Raw genomic sequence first — 12,278 nt, forward strand, 5'->3', positions numbered from 1 at the left:
TTATTTAACCTGTTTTTGAACCTGAGCAGTAATATCTTTACCATCTGCGAAATAAGGTACAGTGTTAGCATCAAGGATCACATCATAACCTTCTTTCTTCGCTACCGCATCAACAGCGTCTAATACACGTTTCATGATTTTGTTACGTTCTTCAGCTTGACGACGGCTAAAATCTTGCTCAAAAGCTTGTGCTTTTTGTGCATATGCTTCACGTTTAGCAACCAGATCTTTCTCTGTATTTGCACGTTGTGTTGCATTCATCGTTGGTGCGTCTTTTTGATATTTCTCAACAGCGGTCTGTAATGCTTTACCTAAGTTCTGCAATTCAGTGTCACGTGATTTGAATTCATTTTCCAATTGTTTCTCTACCGCATCACGGTTAGGAATTTGTTGGAGAACTTGACCGATGTTCACAACACCTACTTTATCTGCGGCTTGAACACCTGCTGACATGGTCAATGCCATTCCTAGGGCAGCGGCACATAACAATTTTTTCACGATTAAACTCCTTAAAACCAAAAATAATTTTTTGTCAGAAATCGGATGCCTTTTTCAGCATAGTGAATCAGGCATCAACTTTACTTACATCGCTACCACGTTCTACCAATATTAAACTGGAATTGCTCTGATTTATCACCTTCGTAATCTTTTATTGGCTTAGCATAAGAGAATACTAACGGACCTAAAGGAGATAACCATTGTAACGCAACACCGGTTGAAACACGTATATCACTTGCACGGCTATAATCAGGCATACCTGCAGTCCAAGCTGAGTTAGTGCTACTCCAGTTGGTATCCCATACTGTACCCGCATCAACAAACAGAGATGTTCTGACGGAAGATGAGTATTTATCATCCACAAATGGCGTTGGTGTGATCAATTCAAAACTTGCCACAGCCATTGCGTTACCACCGACCGCATCGCTAGATAAATAAGGCTTACCTTTCATTCCTTCTCTGTTTAAATAAACTGCTTTAGGGCCGATATTATTTGAACGGAAACCACGCACGGTTCCTGAACCACCCGCATAGAAGTTTTCGTAGAATGGTAATTCTTTACCACCTAAACCATCACCGTAACCTAAGCGACCTTTAAACAGAGTCACCCAAGACTCTTTTTCATCAATTGGGTAATATGCCATACCATCCCAAGTCACTTTATAGTACTTGTTGTCAGAGCCTGGTACAGTCACTCGTCCACTTAAATTGCTTCTTACACCTGATGTTGGGAAGAAACCTTTATTTAAGTTATTAAATGTCCAACCCAGACTAACGGTATAGTCATCCGCGTTAAACGATTCACGTTTATCAAAGCCTGGATTTTCACCCATACTTTCAAGGTAACGCCACATGGCAACTTGAGGTTCCATTCGTGACAGACCATTATGAGTATAGCCTAAGCCAAGACGTGCTGAATTATATTCATTAATTGGGAAACCTAATGTGCCATCAAGACCATAAGATTTATTGGTATAACCTGATAAATCAGCATCATTAGCGCGGAAGTCATTATAGAAAATACGACCGCCTAAACTTACACCATTAACGGTAAAATAAGGGTCAGTTACTGATAACTCGGCATAAGTTGAGTAGTCATTTTTACTCGCATTAATGGCAACAGCATTACCTGTACCTAACCAGTTATCTTGGGTAACACCGACTTGGAAACTCACACCACTTTCAGTACCGAAACCGACACCAAAGTTAAGAGAGCCCGTGTTACGTTCTTTGACGCGATAAACGATATCAACCTGATCAGGAGAACCTGGAATACGCTGAGTTTCTGTTTCAACCGTTTCAAAATAACCTAAACGATTTAAACGCTCTTTACCTTGTTCAACTAAATCACTACCTAACCATGCACCTTCCATTTGACGCATTTCACGGCGTAAAACAGAGTCTTTAGTGATGTCATTACCCGCAAAACGGACTTGACGAACATAGAAACGGTTTCCTGCATCTACGTTTACATGCAGTTTCACGGTTTTATTTTCATCATTAATTTCAGGATTGGTCATAACGCGAGGATAAGCATATCCATAACGACCTAACAGATTTTTAATATCATTTTCTGTTTTAGTGACTTGCGCACCATTATAAAGAGAGCCCGGTGCAATCTCGATAAGCTCTTCAATTTGTTTAGTGTAGCCTGCCGTATTACCATTGACTTCAGTATTCTCTACTGTGTATTTATCACCTTCTTTCAGGTTAATGGTAATATAAATTCCTTTTTTGTCTGGTGTTAAACTGACATTCGTCGATTCAATATCAAAACGTGCATAACCACGATCAAGATAGAAGCTTCTTAATGTTTCTAAGTCACCGGCCAGTTTTTGCTTCTGATATTTTTCATCAGCCGCTAAGTTCCACCAAGGAACATCGTCACGTAATTGGAAACGGTTAACAAGCTCAGCAGTAGAAAACGCTTTATTACCAACAATGTTGATTTGCTGAATAGTTGCTGAAACACCCTCTGCGAACACGAGTTTTAAGTCAACACGGTTACGAGGAAGAGGTGTAACAACCACTTTCACAGTTGCATTATATTTACCAACACTATAATAGAAATCTTCAAGCCCTTTCTCGATATTCGCCAGCATTGTACGGTCAAGTGTTTCACCGATACGAATGTTAGAAGCATCAAGGTTCTGTTTTAGCATCTCTTCCTTGATTGCTTTGTTACCAGAGAAAGTAATGCTGGCAATAGTTGGACGCTCTTTTACTTGAACAATCAGCGTATTTCCGTCACGCAGGACACGAACATCATCAAAGTTTCCTGTCGCAAATAATGAACGGATAGTTCGGCTGATATCATCATTACCGACCGAGTCTCCAACCCGGACAGGCATGTTCAGTAATGCTGCACCAACGGCGACGCGTTGAAGACCTTCAAATTGAATGTCCTGAACTACGAATCCGTCTGAACCGTATGCAGTGGCGCTGCCCAGCAGCAGCGACGCTATAAGCAACTTTTTCATCGCCATCGTTGTTTTGTGTTTTCCTAACCGGTCCCTGCTTACCAATTATAAGCGAGAGAAATCATTGAAAAGTGCAAGTCCCATTAAAAGCATCAGTGCCATAATACCAATGCGATAACAGAAATCTTGTACACGCTCAGATACCGGCCCTCCCTTTATCTTCTCGATAACCAGGAAAAGCAGGTGCCCGCCATCTAAGACAGGCAGGGGAAACAAGTTAATGATCCCCAAATTGACACTGATAAGCGCCATAAACATCAAATAATAAATAAAACCAGAATCAGCAGACATTCCTGCGCCTTTCGCGATAGAAACAGGCCCACTAAGGTTAGTTAATTTGACGTCACCTACGACTAACTTGCCAATCATTTTGACAGTTAAACCCATCAACTGCCATGTTTTATCAGATGCTTCATAGAGCGCCGAAAACGGGTTGTATTGCTGCATTATCAAATATTGCTCATCTGGAGGTAATATTTGTAATTGCGCACCAACTTGCCCTACTTCAGTGCCATCTTTCAGTGCAACAGCTGTCGGTGTAATATTCAACACCAACGACGAGCCGTTACGTTCAACAAGAAGCTCCATGACTTTATTTGGACTTTGTCGAACAAAATAAGTAAATGGATGCCATGTATCAATTGGCTGACCGTCAACTTTAACGATACGATCCCCTGCCTGTAAACCCGCTTTTTCAGCAGCAGAGCCTTCCGTGACTTCAATAATTTTTGAGTCTAACCGTGCGCCAACAGGCATTATCCCTAGGGACAAGATAGGATCTTGTTTTTCAGGATCAAAATTCCATTGTTGTAAATTCAGTATATTCTCACTCTCAGAAAGAGAATTTGGATCTGAAACAACGAATGAAACCTCTTTGGCACCAATTTTACTGACTAATGCTAAACGAACTGCATTCTGATCAGGCGTTTCGATACCTGCAACGGATTTTAGTTCCATTCCGGGCGTTAATTTTGCTTGTTCTGCGATAGAATTCGGACGAATGTCTGCAATTATAGGTTTTAATGCAGGAACACCGATCATAAAAACTATCCAATAGGCGACTATCGCTAACAAAAAGTTGGCAATAGGTCCTGCGGCGACAACCGCAGCACGTTGACCAACTGTTTTATTATTAAATGCAAGATGACGACGCTCAGGTGCAACCTCAGCGACTCTTTCATCTAACATTTTTACATAGCCACCTAAAGGTATCCATGCGATAACAAATTCAGTGCCATGTTTATCTATTTTGCGCCAAATTGCTTTTCCAAAACCAATAGAAAAACGCTCGACATAAATACCACAGCGCCTAGCTACCCAAAAATGCCCAAACTCATGTACCGTAATTAAAATACCTAAAACGATAATAAATGCGGCAAGATTCCACAGGATACCCATTACTTACCTTTATAGTTTAAAGCCAGAAGAAATCAGAAAGACCAATCCTGCAAAGACTGGGATAGCCGCAGTCAAACTATCAATTCTATCAAGTACACCACCATGTCCCGGTATCAATTGGCTACTGTCTTTAATGCCTGAAACACGTTTAAACATGCTTTCTGCTAGATCACCAAATACTGATACGATAACAACAACGCCAGATATCAATAACAAATTATTGGGTACTTCAGTCACAGGCGCAAAATAAGTAAATAACCATGATGCAACACCTGCCGTAATCAACCCACCAACTAACCCTTCGAGGGTTTTACCTGGGGATACTTTAGGTGCCATTTTATGTTTACCCATTAAACGACCAAAAGCATAAGCACCAGAATCAGCAGCCCAAACTAATAACATGACATACAGTAACCACCATGCGCCTGTATAAGTGTCGGTGCTATAACCCAACATACGCAGCGCCATCATGCCACAATAAAAGGGAACAATCGTCAATATACCGAACAATAGCTTAATAAAAACTGAATTTTTCCACATATTGGCTGAATTCGGATAACTTACAACTAATAAAATTGCTGCTACCCACCAAATTAAACCCGCCCACAAACCATTTTTTATCATTGGAGTGTCTAGTAGGTGGTCAAAATTAGGTAAAGAAAACTGCATAACAAGTAACAATGCAGCAAAACCGATCCCTGTCGCAATACGTTTACCTTGAGAATGCCAGCCAATAAATTGAGCCCATTCCCAACCCGCTAAGCCTGATATTGCGATAATGACTAATCCAAAACCTGCCGGAGGCAGTAGAAATAGTGCAGCAATAACAATAGGGATTAAAATTAATGCGGTGATGACACGATACTTAAGCAAGTTATCCTCCCAGATTTATAGTATCTGTTTCTGATGTAGTACCACCGAAACGTCTTTCCCGTTTAGCAAAAGCATCTAGTGCATTCTGAAAAACTTGTTCATCAAAATCAGGCCATAAAACCTGTGTAAAATAAAGCTCAGCATAAGCAATCTGCCAAATAAGAAAATTACTTATGCGATGCTCACCACCTGTACGAATAACAAGATCGACATCAGGCTGATTATGCAAGCAAAGATGTGAAGATATTGCATTTTCATTAATATCTTCGAGACTAATTTCCCCTTTTGCGAGGGATGTCGCTAATTGTTTTACGCTTTGAGTAATATCCCATCGACCACCATAATTAGCCGCAATATTTAAATTAAGCCCTGTATTATTCGCAGTGAGTGCCACAGAACTTTTAATTCGATCTTGTAAACGGCGGCTGAAACGGCTGATATCACCAATGACAGTCAATTTAACATTATGTTTATGCAGGCTCTTCACTTCGTTATCTAAAGCAAAAACAAATAATTCCATGAGCGAACTCACTTCCTGCTCTGGTCTATTCCAGTTTTCGCTACTAAATGCATATAACGTTAGTGATTCAATTTTGTGTTTTACGGAAAAGCTAACCGCATCCCGAACTGCTTTAATTCCCGCGCGATGCCCCGTTACTCGGAGTTTCCCTTGCTTTTTAGCCCAGCGTCCATTGCCATCCATAATGATAGCAACATGCTTTGGTTTTGATGCGGATGAATCGTCACTGGATAAGTTCACTCAATTTAACCCTTTGCTAATCTGATACTGATACAGACAGTCCTCTTCGGATAACCTATGCACAAAAAAAAACCGTGTCACCCACGGCTTTTGGCAAAGCCTCAAAGTTGCTAAAGCAATAGCCTTAGTAATGAACTGTTAATTTTCATTATTGTCTTTAGTGATTCGGCAACTATACCATTAGCCAGAAAGACGAACAAACACCCTATATTAAATATAATCACCATTATACAAATTGAGTGATTATCTGATGAGTTTCTAATCTTGCTAATTTATCAATTTCTAGAACATCATTGATACTTTGAGGCTCTGATAGGTCAAAATGTTCAACCACTTTGCGATTAATTTTAGCAATATCAGTAAATTTCACTTTTTCGTGTAAAAATGCATCAACAACCACTTCATTAGCCGCATTTAACACTGTTGTTGCCGCTTGCCCACGTTTTGACGCTTCAATAGCAAGTGCTAAGCAAGGGTAACGTTGGTAATCTGGACGAATAAACTCTAGAGATTGAATCTCAAAGAAATCTAATGCTTTTGCACCAGATTGAGTACGATGAGGATAAGCCATTGAGTACGCAATTGGTGTTCTCATATCGGGTTCACCAATTTGAGCAATAATACTGCCATCACGATAGCGAACCATTGAATGAATGACAGATTGTGGATGAATAATAACTTCCATTTCTTCTTCAGAAGCATTAAAGAAGTAACGAGCTTCAATATACTCAAGCCCTTTATTCATCATCGTTGCAGAATCAACCGAAATTTTGCGCCCCATAGACCAATTTGGATGCGCACACGCTTGATCTGGCGTCATTGCTTCCAGTTCTTCTAATGGTGTATAGCGAAATGGGCCACCTGAGCCTGTTAACAAAATACTTGTCACACCTTCATTAGCTAAAGACGCATGACCTAGATTTTCTTGAATTGATTTAGGTAAGCTTTGATAAATTGCATTATGTTCACTATCTATGGGTAAAATTGTTGCACCATATTTAGCAACCGCATCAAAGAAAAGACGCCCACTCGTTATCAGTGACTCTTTATTCGCTAATAAAATTCTCTTGCCTTTCTCTATGGCAGCAAGTGTTGGCTTTAATCCAGCAACACCTGTAATCGCGGACATAACTTGGTCAGCGTCATCAAGAGCTGCAATTTCATTGATCGCATGAGAGCCAGATAGAATTTCTGTTTTACAAGACGTATTAGCGAGTAACTGTTTAAGTTGATTTGCACTTTTTTCATCAGACATCACTGCGTATTTAGGCTGGAAAGTAAGGCACTGTTGCGCCATTTTGTCTGCATTTTTTCCTGCAGCTAAAGCAATGACCTGATACTCATCAGGATTATTTTCAATTACGGAAAGAGTGCTAGTTCCGATAGATCCTGTTGAGCCTAATATAGTTATTTGTTTCATTTATTAATCAATCAGTATGTCTACAACGTTTTAATTAAAGAGAATTATATCAGTATGACGAGGTAAATGAGGATTAAAGATGAAAACTTTAATAAATAATGTGACAAAAGAAGGTATTAAGCACGCATTTTCAAATGAATACTTAAAAAATAATGCCGCTAAAAAGCGGCATTATCGAAAAAAGATATAAAAATTAGAATTCCATTAACTCTGCTTCTTTCAGCGCTAATGCATCATCAATTTTTTTAATGAACATGTCAGTTAATTTCTGAATGTCATCTTGTGAACGGCGTTCATCATCTTCGCTGATTTCTTTATCTTTCAGTAATGCTTTTACTTTATCGTTAGCATCACGACGGATATTACGCACAGAAACGCGACCTTGTTCTGCATCACCACGAACAACTTTGATTAGGTCTTTACGACGTTCTTCAGTTAATGGAGGCAGTGGAACGCGAATGATGGTGCCAGCAGATGAAGGATTTAAACCTAAATCTGATGCCATAATCGCTTTTTCAACAGCGGGTGCTAAAGTACGGTCGAATACAGTGATTGCCAGTGTACGGCCATCTTCTGCGACAACGTTAGCAACTTGGTTTAATGGCGTTGGCGCTCCGTAGTATTCAACTACAATGCCATCTAAAAGGCTAGGAGACGCACGACCAGTACGAACTTTATTAATCTGGCTTTTTAGTGCTTCAACGCTTTTATCCATGCGTTCTTGAGCATCTTTTTTGATTTCATTAATCACGTTATAAACCCTTGGGAACTGGTTATCTTCCAGTCGATATGAAATCATACCGACATAAATGAATTGGCGTACTCTAGATGTTAGCGCCAAATTATACCGTTGTCTCTGTGTATTAAGCGTGAGAAATCAAAGTTCCTTCACTTTCACCCATTACAACCCGACGTAATGCACCCGGTTTATTCATATTGAATACGCGGATAGGTAAATTATGATCTCGGGCTAATGTGAATGCAGCAAGATCCATGACTTTCAATTCACGTTCTAATACATCCTGATAAGTCAGCGTTTCATAAAGTACTGCATCAGGATCTTTGGTTGGATCGGCAGAATAAACGCCATCCACTTTCGTTGCTTTTAATACAACGTCAGCTTCAATTTCAATACCGCGTAAACACGCAGCTGAATCGGTAGTAAAGAATGGGTTACCTGTACCAGCCGAGAAAATAACGACTCGACCGTGGCGTAATAAGCTAATTGCTTCTGCCCAACTGTAGTTATCGCAGACACCATTCAGTGGAAATGCAGACATAAGGCGTGCGTTTACATAAGCACGGTGCAATGAATCACGCATTGCTAAACCATTCATTACTGTCGCGAGCATTCCCATGTGGTCACCCACAACACGGTTCATACCTGCCGCAGCAAGACCAGCGCCACGGAACAAGTTACCACCGCCAATTACGACACCGACTTGTATACCTAATTCAACGAGTTCTTTGATTTCCTGAGCCATGCGATCAAGTACGCTCGCATCGATACCGAAACCTTCTGCGCCTTGCAGGGCTTCGCCACTCAGCTTTAATAAAATTCGCTGATATACAGGTTTTGCATTGGTAGCCATGGTGTTCTGTCCTAAGCAGATTAGTTAATTGGAGGTTTTAGATAGCTTCTCTTTTTAACAAAAAAAAGCAAACAGCCAGTGGAGATTACAACAAAACAGAACCGCCATTAGGCGGTTCTGTTAACGCTAAGCGTTATTATTTGCTCATTGCAGCAACTTCAGCTGCGAAATCAGCTTCAACTTTCTCAATACCTTCACCAACTTCGAAACGAACGAAGTTGATAACATCAGCATTGTTTTCTTTCAGCAGTTCGCCAACAGTTTTGCTTGGGTCCATTACGAAATGCTGACCAGTCAGAGAAATCTCACCGGTGAATTTGTTCATGCGACCGATAACCATTTTTTCTGCGATTTCGCGTGGTTTACCTGATTGCATTGCGATATCCATCTGAATTTGGTGCTCATGTTCAACAACATCAGCAGGAACATCTTCAGGACGAACATATTCTGGTTTGCTTGCAGCAACGTGCATAGCAATGTGTTTGATCAGTTCTTCGTTAGCGCCTTTAGCTGAAACTAAAACACCGATACGAGCACCGTGTAGGTAAGTGCCTAATTCTTCAGCTTCTAATACAGCAACACGACGAATGTTGATGTTTTCACCGATTTTAGCAACTAATGCAGTACGAGCTTCTTCGAATTTAGCTTTCAGAGCATCGATATCATCAGTTTTGTCTGCTAATACTGCAGCCATAACTTCTTTACCGAAAGCGATGAAACCAGCATCTTTAGCAACGAAGTCTGTTTCACAGTTCAGCTCAACCAGCGCACCGAATTTACCATCAGCAGCAACTTCTGCAAGGATGATACCTTCAGCAGCAACACGGCCTGCTTTTTTAGCAGCTTTAGCTTGACCTGATTTACGCATGTTGTCGATTGCTAATTCGATATCACCATTAGCTTCAACCAGCGCTTTTTTACATTCCATCATACCTGCGCCAGTACGTTCACGCAGTTCTTTTACCAATGCAGCGGTAATTCCAGACATTTGTTTCTTCCTCGACTTTTCTATGGGCTAGCCATAGATGTTCTCATAGCAGATGTGTAAAGGGGGCCTATTGAGGCCCCCTAACCAATATATAGCAATACCTGGTTAAATAAGGGCTCTTACGAGCATGCCTTATTATTCAGCTTCGACTAAGCCTTCTTCAGCCTGAACAGCCAGATCTTGAGAACGACCTTCACGAACAGCTGTAGCTGCAGCGGTCAGATATAATTTAACCGCACGGATTGCATCGTCATTACCAGGGATAATGAAGTCGATACCATCTGGATCAGAGTTAGTATCAACGATAGCAAATACTGGAATACCCAGGTTGTTTGCTTCTTTGATAGCAATGTGTTCGTGTTCAGCATCGATAACAAACAGAGCGTCAGGTAAACCGCCCATGTCTTTGATACCACCTAGGCTGTTTTCTAACTTACCAAGTTCACGAGAACGCATTAACGCTTCTTTCTTGGTCAGTTTGTCAAAAGTACCGTCCTGAGATTGTGATTCTAAATCTTTCAGGCGTTTGATTGACTGACGAACAGTTTTCCAGTTAGTCAGCATACCGCCTAACCAGCGGTGGTTTACATAAAACTGGTCACAGCTTTCTGCTGCTTCTTTAACAGCTTCAACGGCAGAGCGCTTAGTACCAACAAACAGGATTTTGCCTTTACGAGAAGCAATTTTGTTCAGTTCAACCAGAGCTTCATTGAACATTGGAACAGTTTTTTCCAAGTTAATGATATGAACTTTGTTACGCGCACCAAAGATGAATGGTTTCATTTTTGGATTCCAGTAACGAGTTTGGTGACCGAAGTGAACACCGGCTTGCAGCATATCGCGCATTGAAACAGTTGCCATTTTAGACCTCTATAAATTTAAATTTGGGGTTATTTCGTCCACAAATCCCATACGACCGACTCATCAGCTGTAAAGGTTTGACCTTTACATAAGAGCACCCCGGCGTTATGTGCCGATTTGTGTGTGTAATTAACACAATTGAATGTTTCAGATTTACTGCTATTACTCATGGTGTGTGTGATGCAATAACAGAACTCCGGCGCGCTTTATACCATAAATAACCTCAAGAAACCACTATTACTTATGTTTGCCACGGGCTTATTTGATATAAAAACACATCATTTGGACAAAGAAAAAAGCGAGATTAACGCAATGATGTTAAATATTGCTCTAATATCAATTTGCTAGAAAAATACCAAATAGAAAAGCGCAATATGTAAAGACAATCAGATTAAGAAGGCGTAATGTTCATCATTATTCTCGATATCAGACAGATTGCACACATCCTCTTTATTGGCACACCTACTTTCTGCTGATATCATAAATGGTAATCAGAATTATTTCTCATCATCATTCATTTAACCTGCAATACAAAATATGAATACAGCAAAGCGTGTTATCTAATTCGTATTGTGGCTTTTAATCTAGACGAAGAACTCAAATGGCTATTGTAATCAAGACAGAAGAAGATATTCAAAAAATGCGCGTCGCAGGTCGTCTTGCGGCAGAAGTTCTTGAAATTATCGCACCGTTCGTAAAACCTGGCGTAAATACTGCTGAATTAGACCGTATTTGTCATGAACATATTGTTAACGCACAACAGGCTATTCCTGCTTGCCTTAACTATCATGGTTTCCCTAAATCAGTCTGTATTTCGGTTAACGATGTTATTTGCCACGGTATTCCTAGCGAAGAGAAAATCCTTAAAGATGGCGATATCGTTAATATTGATGTCACTGTCATTAAAGATGGTTTTCATGGCGATACCTCAAAAATGTTTATCGTAGGTAGACCAACAATACAAGGTGAACGTTTATGTCGTATCACCCAAGAAAGCCTCTACCTTGCCATTAAAATGGTTAAACCAGGTATTCGCTTACGTGAACTTGGCAGAGCAATTCAAAAATTTGTTGAAGGCCATGACTATTCTGTTGTTCGCGAATATTGTGGCCATGGTATTGGCGAAGGATTCCATGAAGAACCTCAAGTTCTACACTACGATGCAGATGATAGCGGTGTTGTGTTACAAAAAGGCATGGCATTCACCATTGAGCCAATGGTAAACACAGGTGATTACCGTATTCGTACAATGAAAGATGGCTGGACTGTTAAAACTAAAGATAGAGGTTGGTCAGCACAGTACGAACATACGTTAGTTGTGACCGATAATGGCTGTGAAATCATGACATTACGCAAAGAAGAAGAACCCTTTATTTCTGCGGTATTAGTCAACGAATAAGCTTCTTTA

11 protein-coding genes are annotated in these 12,278 nt (G+C 40.3%); 1 reads left to right on the forward strand and 10 read right to left on the reverse strand.

Translation table 11 applies throughout. The features are described 5' to 3' along the window. The 10 genes from B6258_RS05325 to rpsB form a co-directional block, all read right to left on the reverse strand. Positions 1–498: an OmpH family outer membrane protein gene (locus B6258_RS05325; protein ID WP_036934019.1), complete on the reverse strand. Its 498-nt coding sequence runs from the start codon at positions 496–498 to the stop codon at positions 1–3. A gap of 92 nt (positions 499–590) precedes the next feature. After that, positions 591–2,984 carry an outer membrane protein assembly factor BamA gene (gene bamA, locus B6258_RS05330; RefSeq protein WP_099074405.1) on the reverse strand — a complete coding sequence of 798 codons (2,394 nt, stop codon included), beginning with the start codon at positions 2,982–2,984 and terminating at the stop codon, positions 591–593. A gap of 39 nt (positions 2,985–3,023) precedes the next feature. Next, positions 3,024–4,376 (reverse strand): sigma E protease regulator RseP, encoded by a 1,353-nt coding sequence (rseP, locus tag B6258_RS05335; protein ID WP_099074406.1) that lies wholly within the window; start codon positions 4,374–4,376, stop codon positions 3,024–3,026. A 9-nt stretch (positions 4,377–4,385) separates the two neighbouring features. After that, positions 4,386–5,249, reverse strand: coding sequence for a phosphatidate cytidylyltransferase (gene cdsA / locus B6258_RS05340; protein WP_099074407.1), 864 nt, complete (start codon positions 5,247–5,249; stop codon positions 4,386–4,388). A 1-nt stretch (position 5,250) separates the two neighbouring features. Continuing rightward, positions 5,251–5,952 (reverse strand): polyprenyl diphosphate synthase, encoded by a 702-nt coding sequence (gene uppS / locus B6258_RS05345; RefSeq protein ID WP_023582707.1) that lies wholly within the window; start codon positions 5,950–5,952, stop codon positions 5,251–5,253. A gap of 283 nt (positions 5,953–6,235) precedes the next feature. After that, on the reverse strand, positions 6,236–7,429 hold the full coding sequence (gene ispC, locus B6258_RS05350) for a 1-deoxy-D-xylulose-5-phosphate reductoisomerase (protein ID WP_099074408.1): 1,194 nt from the start codon (positions 7,427–7,429) through the stop codon (positions 6,236–6,238). Between the two features lie 193 nt (positions 7,430–7,622). Continuing rightward, on the reverse strand, positions 7,623–8,180 hold the full coding sequence (gene frr / locus B6258_RS05355) for a ribosome recycling factor (protein WP_099074409.1): 558 nt from the start codon (positions 8,178–8,180) through the stop codon (positions 7,623–7,625). Between the two features lie 112 nt (positions 8,181–8,292). Next, positions 8,293–9,021, reverse strand: coding sequence for a UMP kinase (pyrH, locus tag B6258_RS05360; protein WP_023582710.1), 729 nt, complete (start codon positions 9,019–9,021; stop codon positions 8,293–8,295). 136 nt (positions 9,022–9,157) lie between these two features. Then, positions 9,158–10,009, reverse strand: a complete 852-nt coding sequence (tsf, locus tag B6258_RS05365; RefSeq protein ID WP_075671706.1) for a translation elongation factor Ts — start codon at positions 10,007–10,009, stop codon at positions 9,158–9,160. Between the two features lie 135 nt (positions 10,010–10,144). Beyond that, positions 10,145–10,870 (reverse strand): 30S ribosomal protein S2, encoded by a 726-nt coding sequence (gene rpsB / locus B6258_RS05370; protein WP_023582712.1) that lies wholly within the window; start codon positions 10,868–10,870, stop codon positions 10,145–10,147. A 601-nt stretch (positions 10,871–11,471) separates the two neighbouring features. Here rpsB and map point away from each other — a divergent pair. Beyond that, entirely contained in the window at positions 11,472–12,269 is a 798-nt protein-coding gene (map, locus tag B6258_RS05375; protein ID WP_099074410.1) for a type I methionyl aminopeptidase, read from the forward strand. The last annotated feature ends 9 nt before the right edge of the window (positions 12,270–12,278 follow it).

Source organism: Proteus alimentorum (assembly GCF_002607735.1).
In the GTDB taxonomy this organism is placed as follows: domain Bacteria; phylum Pseudomonadota; class Gammaproteobacteria; order Enterobacterales; family Enterobacteriaceae; genus Proteus; species Proteus alimentorum.